Origin of the sequence: Streptomyces sp. NBC_01717 (genome assembly GCF_036248255.1) — a bacterium.
Classification (GTDB): domain Bacteria; phylum Actinomycetota; class Actinomycetes; order Streptomycetales; family Streptomycetaceae; genus Streptomyces.
In genome coordinates this window covers 2,431,419-2,447,131 of sequence record NZ_CP109178.1, presented here as the reverse complement: position 1 = coordinate 2,447,131, position 15,713 = coordinate 2,431,419, and the positions used below count along the sequence as shown (strand labels likewise).

18 protein-coding genes and 1 pseudogene are annotated in these 15,713 nt (G+C 69.9%); 16 read left to right on the top strand and 3 right to left on the bottom strand.

Annotated elements, in window-relative coordinates:
• Nucleotide 1: 1 nt before the first annotated feature.
• The 3 genes from OHB49_RS11175 to OHB49_RS11165 form a co-directional block, all read right to left on the bottom strand.
• Nucleotides 2–694 (bottom strand): hypothetical protein, encoded by a 693-nt coding sequence (locus tag OHB49_RS11175; RefSeq protein ID WP_329159906.1) that lies wholly within the window; start codon nucleotides 692–694, stop codon nucleotides 2–4.
• Nucleotides 694–1,008, bottom strand: a complete 315-nt coding sequence (locus tag OHB49_RS11170) for a DUF6112 family protein (RefSeq protein ID WP_011031268.1) — start codon at nucleotides 1,006–1,008, stop codon at nucleotides 694–696. The genes OHB49_RS11175 and OHB49_RS11170 overlap by 1 nt, the downstream gene beginning before the upstream one ends.
• Nucleotides 1,009–1,146: 138 nt before the next feature.
• The gene (locus tag OHB49_RS11165) at nucleotides 1,147–2,280 is read right to left on the bottom strand and encodes a C40 family peptidase (RefSeq protein ID WP_329159905.1); all 1,134 of its coding nucleotides are present in this window, start codon (nucleotides 2,278–2,280) and stop codon (nucleotides 1,147–1,149) included.
• 513 nt (nucleotides 2,281–2,793) lie between these two features.
• Here OHB49_RS11165 and OHB49_RS11160 point away from each other — a divergent pair.
• The 16 genes and pseudogenes from OHB49_RS11160 to OHB49_RS11085 all read left to right on the top strand — a co-directional run bounded on the left by OHB49_RS11160 (nucleotide 2,794) and on the right by OHB49_RS11085 (nucleotide 15,707).
• The gene (locus OHB49_RS11160; protein ID WP_329159903.1) at nucleotides 2,794–3,561 is read left to right on the top strand and encodes a DNA-methyltransferase; all 768 of its coding nucleotides are present in this window, start codon (nucleotides 2,794–2,796) and stop codon (nucleotides 3,559–3,561) included.
• A gap of 37 nt (nucleotides 3,562–3,598) precedes the next feature.
• Nucleotides 3,599–4,786 (top strand): tyrosine-type recombinase/integrase, encoded by a 1,188-nt coding sequence (locus OHB49_RS11155; protein WP_443079515.1) that lies wholly within the window; start codon nucleotides 3,599–3,601, stop codon nucleotides 4,784–4,786.
• Nucleotides 4,783–5,109 carry a helix-turn-helix domain-containing protein gene (locus OHB49_RS11150; RefSeq protein ID WP_329159901.1) on the top strand — a complete coding sequence of 109 codons (327 nt, stop codon included), beginning with the start codon at nucleotides 4,783–4,785 and terminating at the stop codon, nucleotides 5,107–5,109. Before OHB49_RS11155 ends, OHB49_RS11150 begins: the two co-directional genes overlap by 4 nt.
• Nucleotides 5,110–6,288: 1,179 nt before the next feature.
• A complete protein-coding gene (locus OHB49_RS11145; RefSeq protein ID WP_329159899.1) occupies nucleotides 6,289–7,494 on the top strand; it encodes a hypothetical protein in 1,206 nt (401 codons plus the stop codon).
• A 538-nt stretch (nucleotides 7,495–8,032) separates the two neighbouring features.
• A pseudogene (locus OHB49_RS11140) lies at nucleotides 8,033–8,169 on the top strand (IS5/IS1182 family transposase); the annotation flags it as partial.
• A gap of 446 nt (nucleotides 8,170–8,615) precedes the next feature.
• Entirely contained in the window at nucleotides 8,616–9,167 is a 552-nt protein-coding gene (locus tag OHB49_RS11135; RefSeq protein ID WP_329166441.1) for a DUF4913 domain-containing protein, read from the top strand.
• Complete coding sequence (locus tag OHB49_RS11130) at nucleotides 9,164–9,649, top strand: hypothetical protein (RefSeq protein WP_329159898.1); 486 nt, start codon at nucleotides 9,164–9,166, stop codon at nucleotides 9,647–9,649. Before OHB49_RS11135 ends, OHB49_RS11130 begins: the two co-directional genes overlap by 4 nt.
• A gap of 18 nt (nucleotides 9,650–9,667) precedes the next feature.
• Nucleotides 9,668–10,366, top strand: a complete 699-nt coding sequence (locus OHB49_RS11125) for a hypothetical protein (protein ID WP_329159897.1) — start codon at nucleotides 9,668–9,670, stop codon at nucleotides 10,364–10,366.
• Nucleotides 10,367–10,383: 17 nt separating this feature from the next.
• On the top strand, nucleotides 10,384–11,133 hold the full coding sequence (locus tag OHB49_RS11120) for a hypothetical protein (RefSeq protein ID WP_329159896.1): 750 nt from the start codon (nucleotides 10,384–10,386) through the stop codon (nucleotides 11,131–11,133).
• Nucleotides 11,134–11,281: 148 nt separating this feature from the next.
• On the top strand, nucleotides 11,282–11,629 hold the full coding sequence (locus OHB49_RS11115; RefSeq protein ID WP_329159895.1) for an SH3 domain-containing protein: 348 nt from the start codon (nucleotides 11,282–11,284) through the stop codon (nucleotides 11,627–11,629).
• Between the two features lie 101 nt (nucleotides 11,630–11,730).
• Nucleotides 11,731–12,213: a hypothetical protein gene (locus OHB49_RS11110; protein ID WP_329159893.1), complete on the top strand. Its 483-nt coding sequence runs from the start codon at nucleotides 11,731–11,733 to the stop codon at nucleotides 12,211–12,213.
• The gene (locus tag OHB49_RS11105) at nucleotides 12,210–12,653 is read left to right on the top strand and encodes a hypothetical protein (RefSeq protein ID WP_329159892.1); all 444 of its coding nucleotides are present in this window, start codon (nucleotides 12,210–12,212) and stop codon (nucleotides 12,651–12,653) included. Before OHB49_RS11110 ends, OHB49_RS11105 begins: the two co-directional genes overlap by 4 nt.
• A 10-nt stretch (nucleotides 12,654–12,663) precedes the next feature.
• The gene (locus OHB49_RS11100) at nucleotides 12,664–13,077 is read left to right on the top strand and encodes a hypothetical protein (protein WP_329159891.1); all 414 of its coding nucleotides are present in this window, start codon (nucleotides 12,664–12,666) and stop codon (nucleotides 13,075–13,077) included.
• A gap of 40 nt (nucleotides 13,078–13,117) precedes the next feature.
• Complete coding sequence (locus OHB49_RS11095) at nucleotides 13,118–13,960, top strand: winged helix-turn-helix transcriptional regulator (protein ID WP_329159889.1); 843 nt, start codon at nucleotides 13,118–13,120, stop codon at nucleotides 13,958–13,960.
• On the top strand, nucleotides 13,957–14,475 hold the full coding sequence (locus OHB49_RS11090) for a regulator (RefSeq protein ID WP_329159887.1): 519 nt from the start codon (nucleotides 13,957–13,959) through the stop codon (nucleotides 14,473–14,475). The genes OHB49_RS11095 and OHB49_RS11090 overlap by 4 nt, the downstream gene beginning before the upstream one ends.
• A complete protein-coding gene (locus OHB49_RS11085; RefSeq protein ID WP_329159885.1) occupies nucleotides 14,472–15,707 on the top strand; it encodes an MFS transporter in 1,236 nt (411 codons plus the stop codon). Before OHB49_RS11090 ends, OHB49_RS11085 begins: the two co-directional genes overlap by 4 nt.
• The last annotated feature ends 6 nt before the right edge of the window (nucleotides 15,708–15,713 follow it).

The window sequence follows — 15,713 nt, the reverse complement described above, 5'->3', positions numbered from 1 at the left end:
GTCACTGCGTGACGCTCGGTGCGATGGCGGCCAGGGTGCAGTCGTGGTTCGGGCGGCACTGCACGGCGAGGGTCACTGCCCTCTCCTCGGCTCCGCCGCCGCCCTTCTTCCAGCTGAGCGTCTGCTTGCCGTTGACGGTGACGACGTAGATGTATGCCTGGGTGATCGCGGACGGGTCGTCGGCCAGGGCCGCCTTGAACGCGGAGGGGTAGTGGCCCTCGGTGATGCTGGCGGTGGCGTGCTGGTCCTGGTCGGCCATCCGCGACCACAGCAGCGGATCGGGGACCTGGCCGGAGACCGAGGCCCAGTCGGCGTACTTGGTCTCGGTGGTCATCCAGGCGCGCATGCCGGCCAGTTGCTGGTCGCGGTTGGTGTCGCGGGTGTCGTAGGACCACAGCATCTGGGCCGCCGCCTTGGCGTAGGCGACCGGTTCGGCGATCTGCGGGGGTTTGGGCACCGAACCGGATCCGGAGGAAGGCTTGGGGGCGGCCTCGGAGGAGGACGGGCTGCCAGTCGGGGCGGGCGCGGCGGTGTCCGGGGCCTGGTGGCCGTTGCCGCCGCCGGTCAGCAGGGCGACGATCCCGGCGATGGCGAGCAGGACGGCGACGGCTGAGGCGACGATCGCGATGCGCCGGTTGGCCGACCAGCCCGTTCCGTACGAGGACAGCGAAAAGGACGGGAATCGGTTCCGCATCAATGGACCTGAGACCCCAGGCCGGAGAAGAACGCGACGATGCCGTTCGCGGCACCCAGACCGAGGGCGGCGCCCGCGGCTACGACCGCGCCCTTCTTTCCGTTGGCCTCGGCCTGGTGACCACCGGTGTGGTGACCCCAGGCCCATACGCCGAGCGAGACGGCGAGGGCGCCGACGACGGCGATGATCCCGAACATGTTGATGCTGTTGACGACGTTCTTCAGCACGCTCAGGCCGGGCAGGCCACCGCCCTTGGGCGAGATTCCTGGGTCGTAGGCGAGCTGGATGACGCGGTCTGCGAGAGGGACAGACATAGGTGTGGCGAGGCTCCTTGCATACACGGGCCAGGCGAGGGCCGGCGGGAAAGGGGAAGCGGAGGGGGAGGTGCGCTCGGGGCGCGGAAGGGGCCGCGCCGGCGGCCCGCCCGGAGCGGTGCCGGGCGGGAGGCGGCGTCAGAGGACGCGGCGGGCGGCGAGAATCGTCCAGTCCTTGATCGGGGTGATCCGGACTGGCTTGGCGGTGCGCGGCGCCTCGATGACGAGGCCCTCGCCCATGTACATGCCGACGTGCTCAGGCCGTGCGGCGCTGCCGCGGCTGAAGATCAGGTCACCGGGCTGCAGTTGGGCGGGCGATACCGCCTTACCCTCATTGACCTGCGTGTACGTGGTGCGGGTGAGCGTGACGCCGACATGCGCGTACGCCTGCTGCATCAGCGAGCTGCAGTCGCAGCGACCCATGGGGTCGGGGCCGTGCGAGTTCGTGCAGGAGCCGCCCCACTGGTAGAGCGTGCCGAGCTGGTGCATCGCCCACTCGATGGCCTTGCGCGCCTTCGGATCGGCGTCCTTGGGGATCGCGTAGCCCTTCGGGACGCTTCCCTCGGGGATGCGGCCGAAGCCGGAGCCGTCCTGGCCCGGCGCGCAGCCGGTCGTACTGGTCGACGGCTTCTTGCCCTGGTCCGCGTCCTTGCCGTCCGCGTCGTTGCCACCGCCCGGGAAGGTCTTGGCGATAGCGTCCTGCAGCGCGGTGGCCAGGTTCTCCCACTGCGCGTACGCGTCCGGCAGGCCGGACTTCTGCACGGCTTGGGCGGCCTGGGTGACGGTCATCTGCTGCCAGCCGTCGACCTTGAGCAAGTGCTTGTAGAACTGCTCGGAGGCGTAGACAGGGTCGCGGATCTGCTGGGCGCTGCCCCAGCCCTGAGAGGGACGCTGCTGGAACAGGCCGAGGGAATCCCTGTCGCCATAGTTGAGGTTGCGCAGCCGGCTCTCCTGCATCGCCGTGGCGAGCGCGACGATCTGTCCCTTCTTGGGGACGTCGAGCGAGAGGCCGGCGGCCACGATCGTCTGGGCGTTGGGGACCTGCTCGGCGGGCAGATCAAGGCCCTTGATGTGGACGTTCTTGCCGGACGCCCCGTCGAGGATCTTGGTGACCTGCTCGGCGACCTTGTCCGTGTCGATGTCTGTCAGGCAGCTGCTGAAGGAGCCGCTGCTCTGCACGGCGTCGGCGGAGGAGGCCATCATCATGCCGGTGCCGGCGATCAGGATCGGAGAAAGGAAGACGACGCCGATGCCGGCGGCGAGCGCCTTCAACCGGAGCGGATCGCTCGCCGGTCAGCGGTTTCGGGCATGGGCGGGTAGCGAGATGTCATGAGCGTGTCCTTCGAGGTGCGGTGTCCGGCGTGCCGCGTGCGCGAGGCGTGATGGAAGGGCGCGGCGGCCGGGGTGGGCGATCGGGACGGGCCGGCGCGGGCGAGTTGCCGCTCGCTCCGCGTGGCCGGGCCGTGAGCTAGGTGTGCCGGGGCAAGGGGGTACCTCCGTGAGATGTGGCGGAAGGGTAGCCAGCGGCGGTGTGCGCCGGGCGGTTCAAAAACAGTAGGCGCGGATCGGCGGTTGACCAAAAAGTGGGCGTGAGGTACCGGAATCCGGCACCTCAGCAACGCACTTCTTGGTCGTCGGCGGATTCGCCTCTACAGTTTTTGGACTCCCCTCGCCCTCCTCAGTCTGCGGCCCTGGGCTTCTGCATGCCCACTTCCGGCCCGCGAGGACTCCTGTGCGAGACGGGTAGTTCCCTCCGCGACTCCGCACCCGATTAGGGGTTCCTCTTTGCCTTTCTCCCTGCACCAGGGCGACGCCCTCAGTGTTCTCGCCGGCCTTCCGGACGGCTGCGTCGACTCTGTCATTACCGATCCGCCGTACAACTCCGGCGGTCGGACCGCGAAGGAGCGCACCACCCGCTCCGCGAAGCAGAAGTACACCTCTGCCGATTCCAAGAACGACCTCGCTGACTTCACCGGCGAGAACATGGACCAGAGGTCTTACTCGTTCTGGCTGACGCAGATCATGACCGAAGCCCACCGTCTCACGAAGACCGGCGGGACCGCGTTGCTGTTCACTGACTGGCGCCAGCTGCCCACCACGACGGACGCGATCCAGGCGGCCGGATGGCTGTGGCGCGGCGTGCTGGCCTGGCACAAGCCGCAGGCCAGGCCGCAGAAGGGTCGGTTCACCCAGAACTGTGAATTCATTGTCTGGGCCAGCAAGGGGGCGATCGACGGCTCCCGGAACCCGGTCTATCTGCCCGGCTTGTACTCGGCGTCGCAGCCCTCGGGGGCGAAGCGTCAGCACATCACGCAGAAGCCGGTCGAGGTGATGCGCGAGCTGGTCAAGATCAGCCCCGAGGGCGGCACGGTGCTCGACTTCTGTGCCGGCTCCGGCTCCACGGGGGTGGCAGCTCTGCTGGAAGGCAGGGACTTCATCGGCGTGGAGAAGACCGAGCACTACGCGTCAATCGCGGAACAGCGACTGTTGCAGGCAGCGCAACATAGTCTCTCGCGCGAGGACTTCGTACTTGCTGGTCCCGGCGACAGGTGAGTGAGCATCGGGTCTGCGCCCGGGACTTCTGCCTCAGGTGTTGACCCGACGCTGCGTCAGCCTCAACAATGTTGCATTCGATACAACGGAGGTCGAGGTGGCGAATTCAGGTGAGTTAGCCGGTTCCGTGCGATTGGAGCTGGTGGAGGATGTGGCCCTGCTGGACCCGGCATCCGCGGTGTTCGAGGCGATGCTGTCGGGGTGGGCGCGGCAGCAACGAGCCCGGTTTCTGCAGGAGTCCCAGACGATCGCCCCGCGGATCGCGCTGGTGCGCCGGCTCGCCGAGTTCTCGGGCCAGTACCCATGGGAGTGGCAGCCGGCCGAGGGCGAGGCGTTCATCGGCCAACTGCGTACGGCGTCGGGGCGGCCGGTCGCGGTGTCGACCGCCCGCGGTTATCAGGTGGTGTTGCAGCTGTTCTGCGATTTCGTCACGGACCGCCGGTACGGCTGGTCGACGGAGTGCCTGCGTCGGTTCGGCGGGGCACCACAGCAGATCTTCCACGAGTGGAACAGCATCAGCCACGTCAGCGAGTACGAGGGCGATGCCCGGCGGCGTCCGTTGAGCTACGACGAGGTGCAGTTGCTGTTCGACGCGGCGGACGGGCGGGTGGAGGAGATTCGGTCCAGGCGGCGCAAGGGAACGCTGGCGGCGATGCGGGATGCTGCGGTACTCAAGACGGTGTACGCCTACGGGCTGCGCCGACAGGAGACGTGCGGCCTGGATCTGGTCGATCTGCGGCACAATCCCAAGGCGACGGCCTTCGGCCGCTTCGGGGCGTTTTTCGTCCGGTATGGCAAGGCGTCGCGGGGCGGGGCGCCGAAGCGACGCACGGTACTGACCGTGCCGGAGATGGACTGGATCGTGCCGGTGCTGGAGCAGTGGGTGGACGAGATTCGTCCGCTGTTCGCGCCAGGGCGGCATCCGGCGCTGTGGATGACCGAGCGGCGTGGCCGGCTGTCGCGGCACTGCGCGAACCAGGCATTCGTGCACGCCCGGGTGGCAGCAGGGTTGCCGCAGGAGCTGGACCTGCACTGTCTGCGCCATTCGTACATCACGCACTTGGTCGAGTTCGGCTATCCCGAGCGATTCGTGACCGACCAGGCCGGGCACGCCCATGCTTCGACGACGGCGCTGTACACGGGCGTGTCGGACGAGTTCCGGAACCGTCTGCTGGTGCAGGCGCTTCAAGCGCACGGCGATGAGTTGGGGATGACACCGGCGTGATCAAGAAGATGGGCTATCAGTGGCACCTGAGGAGGCTGATGGCGGACGCGGGGATGTTCCAGACCTCGGAGCTGGGACCGCTCCTGGCCGAGCGGGGCATCCACCTGTCTCGCGAGCAGGTCTACCGGCTGGTGACCCAGCCCCCGCAGCGGCTGTCCATGGACACCCTGGCCGCGCTCTGCGACGTCCTCGGCTGCACGCCGAACGATCTGATCGAGATCACCACGGCCGCCACGGAGGTCCCCAAGCGTGCCGAGTCCGGCGTCGGCACCCCGCCTCCGCCGGTCCGCCGCACCCGGATTCGTCGCCCGCAGGGACTGTGAGTCGTGGCCGCGGCCTTGCTCGTGGAGATACAAGCGCGGGTGGTCGCCGCCTTGGCCGCGCGGGTGGCGGGGCTGGATGCGAAGAGCACGGCCGGTTTGCTCGCCGAGGCGCGGGCGTTGGAGGTCCGGCCGCTCAAGGAGCTGGAGGTCTTCCTGCGCCACCCGGACGCCGCCAGCCGGGCCGTCGGGGACTTCCCACTGGCGTGGGTTCGCCTCGCGCACTGCCTGCACGCCGCCGGATATCCGGTCGTGCTCCCGGTCTGCGCCCAGTGCGGGGCGCTGACGACCAACCTCCGCCGCAGCCCGAAGGGGCGGGTCTGCCCAGGATGTGCGCCCAAGCGGGAGCCGAAGACCTGCGCGCGGTGCGGCCGAACTGCGCTGATCATGGCCCGCCGGCCCGAGGGCGGGATCTGTAATCGGTGCTACGTGCGCGACCCGGCGGTGCTGGTCGCCTGCGTGCGCTGCACGAAGCGACGAGCGCCGGCTGGCCGCGACGAGCAGGGCTCGCCGGTCTGTGCATGCTGCTGGCGACGGCCCGTGCGCACCTGCGCCATCTGCGGCTTGGACGCTCCGACCAAGACCAACGGCCCGGACGGACCGTTGTGTCAGCCCTGTTATGCGCGAACTCGCCAACCGCGCCGGATCTGTTCTGGCTGCGGTGAGCTCACCCGGATCAGTCGCCGCGCCAGCGACCCGGCCAGTTCGGGCGGAGAGATCTGCTACCGCTGCTACCGGCGTCCCACCACCGAGACGTCGTGCGCGGTCTGCGGCCGGCGCCGTCCCTGTTACCGGCAGCGCAATGGCACGCTGACATGCTGGGCCTGCCGCCCGCTGCCACAGCGGCTTTGCTCCCGCTGCCGCCGCATACGCATGGTGGCCGTGAACTGGCCGATGGGCCCGGTCTGTTCGCCCTGCTACCAGCGCATCCGCACCCGGCCCGCCCCCTGCGCACGATGCGGTGCCCACCGCACGCTCATTGGCACCGCGCACCTCCCCACCATCGGCGAAGCTGCGATCTGCGGACCGTGTGCCGGAGCCGGTCCGATCTGCCGCTGCGCCACATGCGGAACCGATGAGGGCGCCTACGCCGACGGCCAGTGCTTGCACTGTGTTCTACGTCACCGTGTCCGCGACCGCCTCACCCGCACCGACGGCACCATGCACCCTCAACTCGCGCCCTTGGTAACGCTCCTGGCTGTCACTGTCTCGCCCGTCAGTACCCTGCGCTGGCTGTCCGACAGTCCCTCGGCCCGGCTGCTGGTCCAGCTGGCCGGCGACCACCGGCCGATCAGCCACGCCCTGCTGGATGAGCTGCCTCCCGGACGCCCCGAACGCTATGTGCGGCATACCCTCATCGCCGCCGGCATCCTGCCGGCCCGCAATGATGACCTCGAACGCATCACCGTCTGGCTGGAGACACTGCTCGCCGATCAGCCCTCGCACCACGGCCAGCTGCTGCGGCCCTTCACCACCTGGGTATTGCTCCGCCGCGCCCGTCGCCAAGCAGGCGAACGGCTGCACAGCACCTCTGCAGCCCAGCGCATCCGTCGCCGCGTCCGCCTCGTCCTGGGTTTCCTGGTCTGGCTCGATGCCCGCCACCTCACCCTGGCCCAACTGGACCAGGACCAGCTCGACACCTGGCTGGACGCGAACCGCTCGCACTACGACATCAAGCAGTTCCTCGACTGGGCTGCCCAGCGTGGCCTCGCCGTCCCGCACACCATCGTCACACCGCCCGCTGCCACCGCGGCGCCGATCCTCGCCGAAGAAGAGCGCTGGCAGCAGCTCCGCCAGTGCTTGAGCGACACGACGTTGCCGCTCGAGGTCCGCGTTGCCGGCTCCCTTATCCTTCTGTATGGCATCCCCGGAGAACGCCTGCGGCACCTGTCCACCGACGACATCCGAGGCAGCACCGCGGGAACGACGTTCCTCCAACTCGGCCGGGCCCGGCTATGGATACCGCCCCGGTTGGCCGAGCTCATCCACCAGCTCGTACGGGCACCGCGCCAACGCTCCACCCTGACACGCCCGCTGGGCAACCAGGCATCGTGGCTGTTCCCCGGCGTGCTGCCCGGGCAGCCCCTGAGCCGCAAGGCGTTCAATAGCCAACTCGTACGCCGGGGTATTCACACCCGGCCAGCGCGCACCGCGGCCCTGATTGCGCTCGCTGGCGAACTACCCGCTCCCGTCCTGGCGGCCCTCCTCGATGTCCACATCCACACGGCCCTGAAGTGGGCACACCACGCACAACGCGATTGGAGCTCCTACCTCGCCGCCCGCACTGCCGCACCGAAGGCAACCGAGTCCGAACGCAACGAGGAGGGACTACGAAGGGCTTCCGCAACACAGCAAAGCCCATCTGACCTGCGCTCTCATCACCCCTGATGACCCGCGGCCTGACCTGCACACCGACAGCCCAAAGGGCTGCCAGGAATCGATGAACAACGATGGCCGGGGTGACAAGCACGCACTCAGCTCCTATGGCGCGACGGCAGCATCTGACCAACTCCCATAAGGACCAGCCCCGAGATCACAAGGGCGTTCGCGCCGAAGAAGTGGACCTCCCAAGGCGGGCTTGGCACGATTCGGAAGTAAAACAGACCCTGTATCACGCAGGGCACGCCCACCAACAGCACTCCGAGACCGTAGATCGAGGGTCGGGTGACGCGGCGGCCCACCCTGGGCAACGTCCAGCCGGTGCGTATCGACGCCGTGCCCAGGGCGATCAGTAGCAAGCCCCCGAGCATGCCACTTCCAACGACCCATTCCATGGGCCCCTCCCGCTGTCTCCTGAGCGCCCGCATCCCATTTCGCCTGCGCGCGGACCCCACCTCTGCCGATCATCCAAGCAGATCGAGACCATTACCAGCCCTTCAACAACCCCGGTTCGACGGGACCCGACTTCCCCAACCAGGAGGCCATCTCCGTCAACGTCTCCGACGTCGAGATCCGCGCCGTCGGAGAGCAGGCTATGGCTACCCCAAGAACTGGCGCGTCCTGCGCAAGCTCCGCTACAGCACCGCGCGCATATCCGACCTGGTCAAAGCAGTTCTCGCGCTTACTTCACGGCGTCAGTCTGAAGTTGGAAAGGTTCCGTCGGACGGAACGGACCTCACACCGCCCAGTCCCGACCCCCGCGTCACGCTACACACCGGTCCGATGGGAATAGTCCCCATCCGAAAGAACTGCACTGCACCAGTTGCCGACCGGCTCACCGAAACGATCCGCGCGACCCTCACGCAAGACGACGTGATTCTCACCGTCTGAGCCGCGAGCGCGCTTCCCGTCAAGGCGGCCGGCGCCCTAGTCGGCAATCCGACGAAGCGGAGTTGTAACTCGCTGGCGCTCCGCGCATCGCCGCTTTCGCCCTCTCTCATTCAGCGTCTCGTAGGAGGCCCAACTTTTTCATGCCCGAATCCATAAAACCGTCTGACGATGGGGAGTTGGAGCCGGTTCGCATTCCCGATCCGCAGCTGGAGGGAATCGAGGCGAGCGTTCGACGGCTCATGGAGCAGTCGGCGCAACAGGCGCAGCAACTCGACCACCTCGCGTCCGCCCCCGAGCCGAACGGATCGCCGTTCGCCGCGTTCGGCATGCCGGGGCTCGGCGGGCCGCCTGCCGCCGCTCCGCCGGAGCCCCGCCCGATCCTGGAACTCGACGGGGAGGAAAGGGAGGACGAACTCGACGCCTTGTCGGACTGGGTCGACGACTTCTTCCTCCCGGTGTACGGGTCGGAAGTCACCACCGCGGCGCCCTGGTGCCTGCAATGGCAGGAGCACGACGATGTCGTGGCCTGGCTCCACGCCCTGTGGCTCGCCTACCAGCAGCACAAGGACCCCGAAGCCGGACTCTCCGGCCTGTTCGTGTGGCACCGGGACTTCCTCACCCACGCCGTTGCGGCGATCCGCGCACCGGGCGGGCCGCTGTCGGCCTGCATGACCTCTCCCGACCGGCCCGCGCACCGCCTTCTGCCCGGCCCGCCGCCGTCCGTGCGCACGGAGACGGCGGCCACGGCGGAAGCCGCCGGGCCCGCGGACCCGGACGAGCCGACGTCATGACCGCGCGACGGGGACAGCCCGCCTTCGGCCTGAGCTTCGACCCCCGCGCGCTGACCGACCTCCTCCAGGCCCCCAGCGATATCCGCGACCTCACCCTCGCCTACCTGCAGGAAGTCGTGAACGCGCAGCGCTTCGGGCTACGCCTCGACGGTGACCTGGAGGGCTACCGCAAGCTGTTCGTGGACTCGCGCAAGGACTGGCGCGTCGTCTACGGCGTCCGAATGGCGCCCGCGGAGTCCGCGCACCAGAAGGAGATCCACGTCGTCGCGGTCCGGCCGCGTGCGGGCAACGACGTCTACGACGAGGTCGGCCGCCGCCTAGGGATGACCCGGCGGCCGCTGAGCGCACGCACCCACGCAGCACGCTCCCGTTCCCCGCAGCTGACCACCCGCACTCCCGCGCCTCGGCCCGGTCCACCGCCCACCGCACTGCCGGGTCTGCCCCGTCCCGCACAGAACCCTGCGCACCATCACACCCGCTGAACGCACGGAGCGTCGCCTATGCCCCCTGAACCCGCGCCGACACCAGCCCGGCGTGCGGTCTCCCCGCTCGACCATCGCATCGAAGCCGTCACCGGCCACGACATCGACACCCTGTGGGCCTACCGCGACCGCGGTGTCCTCGACGAGCCACATGCCCACCTGGTCGACCGGCACCGCGAGTTGGCCAAGTCCCAGATCGGCGTCGCCTTCTACCTCAGACTCCTCAATCGCCTTTCCAGCGGCGAGTTCGACGTCGATGACGCCCTGTTCACGCGTATCGACCACACCGTGGACCAGCTGGAGGAGGCCACCAACGCGCGGAACGCCGCTGCCCGGAAGGTGCTCGCCGCCCTGGAGCCCATCGAGGCCGCCGCGCCGGCCTCCGTGCCCGACGCGAAGCAGCTCTCGACGGACGACCAAGCGGCGCTGCTCGCCATCGCCGGCGGCGCCAAACTCTACGAACACCTGCTGACCGGCCGGATGTCCGTCACAGCCGCCTCCGGCACCCGCATCCCTCACGCCAAGCTCCAGCGGCTGGAGGACGCCGGCCTGGTCGTCCGGGATACCGACCACCCTGTGCAAGCCGGCCAGCCAGTCGCCCTCACCGACGCCGGACGCGCCGCACTGTTCGCCGCCCGACGGATGCCTACGACCCAGGTGCCGCAGGTCCCGGCCCGCCCCGGCACATCGCCGTCCACCCTGGCGCAGCGGCGCTGAACCCCACCGAAAGGCCCTTGTTGTCTCCCACCGAACCGGCGCCGGCTCGGAAGTCCATCCCCCAAGTCGACTTCGAGCTCGACGACTTCGACGCCGACGAGGAGAAGTACCTCGACTTCTACCGCCAGGTCGCCGTCCGCGAGGACATGCTCGTCCCCCTCGCCGAACATCACACCCCCAACGGCGCACACAGCTACTACGTCCTCTTCGACCGCACCGCCACCTACGGGCACCCGGGCATGCCGCAGTACGTCGCCGTTCATCTGAAGCGGGACCGGGAGAAGGACACCTTCGACTTCGAGCAGGCCCTGCTGCCGCTGCCCGCGATGGCGCAGTCCTGGCTCATCCACCGCGGCTGCCCGCACGATGCCGTCGGTCTCGACCTCGAGCTGGGGCCACCGCCGGCGGACGAGGCCACGCGTGCGCTGGAGCGGCGCCTCGCGGACGACGGCGACCACTACGCCATGGGCTACTCCTACACCGCCGACGACCCGGACGACATGGTCACCGTCGTGGCACTGCGCGCCCTGGACGAGCGAGCCCCCAGCCCGTTCCGCGTCGTGGTCGAGGAGGTCGACACCGACGCCTGGACGCACACCCTGCGCGAGGGCGGCTTCGACACGGTGGGCGAGGCCCTGCAGTGGTGCGATGACCGGCTCACCGGCGAGGCCGGTCCTCTCCCGCCGATCCGCCCGGCAGCCGCAGCCAGCCGCCCGGCCGGTGTGGCGAAGGCCCCTGCTCCGCGCCCGCCCGGCCGCTCGCGCTGAGCGCCAAAGCCGACGCGGGCAGCGAAACATAGCCGACGATCGCCGGTTAGCCAAACCGGCGATTCTCCGGACTCTTATACAGCCGCCGGAACAACTCCCGCGGCGCCATTCCACACAATCCCAATGCCTTCACGGAGGTTCCTTCCGCATGCGCTCCACCCGAATTGCCATATCCGCGGCGATGCTCGGCACGCTCGCCCTGCCGGTGCTCTCCGCCACCACCGCCAGCGCGGTACCCGCCGCCGTAACTGCGGCCCCCGCGAGCGGCTGCTACGACCTGCCGCCGCTGCCGTACACGGTGCACGCCAAGGCCGTGACCATCCGGTCCAAGGCCAGCTCGAAGTCCACCGCGGTCGGCGTGCTCTACAAGAGCCACAAGTTCAGCGTGTCCAAAAAGAGCGGCAACTGGGTCTACATCAAGGACAAGACGACCGGCGTCAAGGGCTGGGTGTCCGGCACGTACGTCTACCGCGACGTCCGTATGTGCCTGGACTGACAGGAATTCAGCACCTGCCCGTAAGCGGCTGAGCTGCCGGGTACGGCCGCCCCTCGCACATCCCCCCAGGCATCGGCCTTTCCAGAACAGGAGTTTTCCCTTTGTCCGACGGCATATCCGATGACGCTGAGGATGTCGTGGGCGTGCTCACCGAACGGATCGAAGCGCGCTTCGACATGGGCATGGACCAGTTGAAGGCGGCGGTCGCAGCCGCGCCGACCGCGAACCCTGACGCCACCGACGTCGTCAAGTGGCACGGCCTTCTCGTCCAGGCCCAGTCCGTGCTCGACCGCGCGGAGGACGACCTCCTCGCCGCGCTGGAAACCCAGCCCAGCGAGGTCGACGACCCGACGATGGGACTCGCCCACCGCGTCAACGCCGCCGTCACCGCACGCGACGGCCGGGCCATGGTTGTGCGATGGCTCCTGGACCCGGACGCTCCGGGCAAGAAGGACCTCGCCGCCGAACGACTCGCCCGCCTTCGCCCCCGAACCGGGCCGGCGGTGCAGACCAGCGCTTCCCAACGACCCCCGGGGACACCTGCGCCGACGTCGGCATGGCGGGCGGGAAGGCCCGTCCGTTGAGCCGGGTCAAGACCAGCACCATGGACGGCGACCTGCAGAAGGTCTTCGGGAACCAGGTCCCGGAGCTGTACGAGGCGGCCGTCGGCCACGATGCCTCGCCCGCCCTCGCCCGTGCCCTGGAACTGCGCTCCTTCCTGGCTCTGACCGAGGAACAGGTCGCCCGCGTCCGCGACCGCGTGCACGCGGACATGGATCCGGACCGCGACATGGGCGAGCTGTCGGCGGACAAGCTCCGCTTCGACGCGCAGTGGCTGGAAGCGGCGCTCGACGCCCGCGACGGCTACCGCGCTGCCCTCGGCGAACTCCTGGCCACCATGCCTCCGCCCGACCAGCCGGGCCGCCCCGTCCGCACGGCACAACTCAGGGCCACCGCAACCCTGCCCCCGTCCGCCGCCCCGGCACCCCAGCGTGCCGGGGCGGCCCGGGCCCGCCGACCGTGAAAGCCCCCGCTTGCCCCACCTCACGTCCACCGAGATAGCCGGACGGATCGAGGACCTGTACGGCGCACCGCTCGACGACCTCGAAGCCCACGCCCAGGACCAGCCGCCCGGCATGCTCTCCGCCCTGCTCGGCATGCACGACGCCCTCGCCCTCGCCGAGCGCAGCATCGACTTCCACCGCGACCACCTCGCCCGGCTCATCCACCCCGAGCGGCAGATCGGCCGGCACGAGGTCTCCCATCTCCTCGACGGCTCCCGCCGGCTCGCTGAGGCAGTCGCCGTCCGCGACGTCCAGGCCAAGTCGGTCGCCGCCGTTCTGCAGAGCCTGGCCCGCGTCCCGGCCCCAGCGCCGTCCCCGCCGACACCCTCGCCGCCCGTTCCGGCTCCGCCCCTTTCGGCCCAGAGCACGGCACCCAGCCGCTGATCCGCAGGCGATTTCCCTTACTCACCCAGGAGTTCCTCCCTTGGCCATCACTGCTCTGCCTCCCGACACCGACGCCGACATCGCCCGGGTCACCGAGGCCCTCGCCATGATCACCCCGCGCTGGAACGTGAGGATCCTGCTGGCTCTCTCCGGACCGCCGCTGCGTTACAGCGAGCTGGCGGCCAAGGTGTCCTGGCTGCAGAACGGCCAGCTCCACCCCAAGCTCAAGGCGCTGTGCGACGCGGGCCTTGTCGAGCGCACCGAACACACCGCACGCCATGTGACCTACGGGCACACCGAGCGTGGTGTCGCCCTGCTGCCGGTCCTGCCGATGATCGTCACCTGGGCCGAGGAGCATCTGGAGAAGCCGGACCGCCCGCTGCCCGCGATCGAGCAGATCGAGGACAGCCTCACCCTGCTCACCCGGCGCCACGCCGCCGCCACCCTGTGGGTGCTCAAATCCCGCCAGGAGGTCAGCGGGAGGGCCCTGGCACGGATCGTGATGCCCAGCAGCGACTGGACCAACGTGTACCCGCCGCTGCGGCAGCTCGTCGCCGACGGCCTGGTCGACACTGAGGGCATCGGCCGGCCCTACCGGCTGTCCGCGGCGGGCGACGGCCTGAGCCCCGTTCTCGGCGCCCTGTCCGCGTGGTCCGCCGGACAGCCCCTCAACCAGGCAGCCCAGCACCCGGTCTGGGGGCACCCGCAGGTGAGGCCCGCGCCGAGGCCGTGGGTCAGCAGCCCGTTCCGGCCGGCCCCCGCAGCCCTCCCGCAGACCCGGACGGGTGAGTCCTCTACGGCGTGGCACAACCGCGATCTCTTCTCGCACGCCACGACCGCCCGTCCGAAGGCGGCCATCCCGGCGGGAGGTCCGCGCCGATGACCACCCTCTTCACCTCTGTCGAAGTACGCCACGCTGTCGAGCTGCTGGCCTCGCGCTCCTTGATCCGCTTGGTCACCGAGATCGACGACAACGGGGCGATACCGCCGCGACGGCTGGCCGGTACCCTCCCCGACCTTTCCTCGCACCAGCTGCGCCGCGCTGCCGAAGCAGCCCGCGCCCACGGTCTCGTCCGGACCGTGCCCGGCTCCGGTCTGGAACTCACCGAGTCGGGCTCGGAGTTGGCCGACCTGTACGACGCGGCTGCACGCTGGGCCCGACGCCACGCCTACCCCGCCCCGGTCTGCGAGTTCAGCAGTCGCATCCGCCACGTCCTCGACCTCCTGGCGCCCTCGCTTATGACCAAGAACACCGACGGCCTCTCGCGGCCGTCCGCCGCGCGCCTGCCCAGCGGCGAGGCCGAGGCGGACCTTGCCCGCCCCCGCGCTCTCCTGATCCAGTGGCTGGCCGGCAACGCCCAGGTCACCCGGGTGTCCGAGCCCGAGCCGGTCGCGTGAGCGCAGCGGTCACACCCCGGCATGCACGCCACACCGCCGGGCTAATGCGCAGCATCTACCTGCCGCGCACTGCGGACGCCCTCGCGTTCGCGATGTCCACCTACGGCATCCCGCTGCTGGTCCTGGCAACCACGCGCTCCGCCGCGCTGACGGGCGCCGCTTTCGCCCTGGAGTGGATCCCGCGTCTGGCGGCGTTCGGGTGGGCCGGATCGATGGTCGACCGGCGCGGGGCGGCCGTCGTCTTCCACCTCGCCTCCCTGGGACGCGCGCTGGCCCTCGCCGCCGGCGCGGTCCTGCTCCACCTGCACCCGTCCGGCACCGCAGCTTGTGTGACCGTCATGGTGCTCGCGGCGACGACCGGCGTGCTCACCGAGTTCAGTTACATCGCCGCCGAGACCGCGGGCGCCGCCGCCGGGCGCCGAGCGGGGGCGCGGGCCCACCGCGTCCAGACTGTCCTGCTCGGCATCGACCAGACCGCGACCCTGGCCGGCCCGGCGCTCGCAGGAGTACTCCTGCTCGCCGGGCCATCGCCGATGCTCGCGGTGATCACCGTGCTCTCGCTTCTGGCCGCGCTGCTCGCCCTGCGCACATCGCCCTCGCCCGTCGCCCCGGCCCGCGCGCCGAAGGGGCAGCCCGGCGCGGGACTTCTCACCGGGTGGCGCACCATCCGCTCGATTCCCGCGCTCGGCTGGCTCGTGACCGGGCTGACCCTGTCCAACCTGGCCACCGGCCTTCTCCAAGCCGCCGGTCCCGTGATCGTCGTCCAGCACTTCGGGCAGTCCACCACCGCCGTCGGCCTGGTCTGGTCCGCCGCCGCGGCGGCCACCCTCTTGGCCGTCACCATCTGCCGGTTCGCAATCGACCGCCTGGGCCTGTGGCCGGTCGGCGCCGCCGGCGCCGCCCTCGCCTCGCTCGCCTGTCTCGCCGCCGCCCAGGCCCCCGACTACCGGTCCTACCTGGTCCTGGTCGCGGTCCTCATGGCGGGCGAAGGCGGCATGACGGTCGTCCTGCGCACCCTGCGCTCCCGCCTGATCCCCCCGGAGAAGTTCGGCAGCACCCTGTCGGCGACCATCCTCATCCTCCTGCTGCCCTTCCCCGTCGCCGGCGTGCTCACCGCGCTCACTCCGCCCGACGCCCTGGGCCACGTCATCACCGTGTGCGCCGCCCTGCAGGCCCTTGGCCTGTTCTGCGCCTTCGCCCGCCTGCGCACCGATCCCGCCCTGCGCACCTGACCCTGC

What these genes read in the sequence shown, in the direction of transcription:
- OHB49_RS11175 (WP_329159906.1), bottom strand. Translation starts at nt 694, where the DNA reads ATGCGGAACCGATTCCCGTCCTTTTCGCTGTCCTCGTACGGAACGGGC.
- OHB49_RS11170 (WP_011031268.1), bottom strand. Translation starts at nt 1,008, where the DNA reads ATGTCTGTCCCTCTCGCAGACCGCGTCATCCAGCTCGCCTACGACCCA.
- OHB49_RS11135 (WP_329166441.1), top strand. Translation starts at nt 8,616, where the DNA reads ATGGAGCAGTCGGCGCAACAGGCGCAGCAACTCGACCACCTCGCGTCC.
- OHB49_RS11130 (WP_329159898.1), top strand. Translation starts at nt 9,164, where the DNA reads ATGACCGCGCGACGGGGACAGCCCGCCTTCGGCCTGAGCTTCGACCCC.
- OHB49_RS11125 (WP_329159897.1), top strand. Translation starts at nt 9,668, where the DNA reads ATGCCCCCTGAACCCGCGCCGACACCAGCCCGGCGTGCGGTCTCCCCG.
- OHB49_RS11115 (WP_329159895.1), top strand. Translation starts at nt 11,282, where the DNA reads ATGCGCTCCACCCGAATTGCCATATCCGCGGCGATGCTCGGCACGCTC.
- OHB49_RS11090 (WP_329159887.1), top strand. Translation starts at nt 13,957, where the DNA reads ATGACCACCCTCTTCACCTCTGTCGAAGTACGCCACGCTGTCGAGCTG.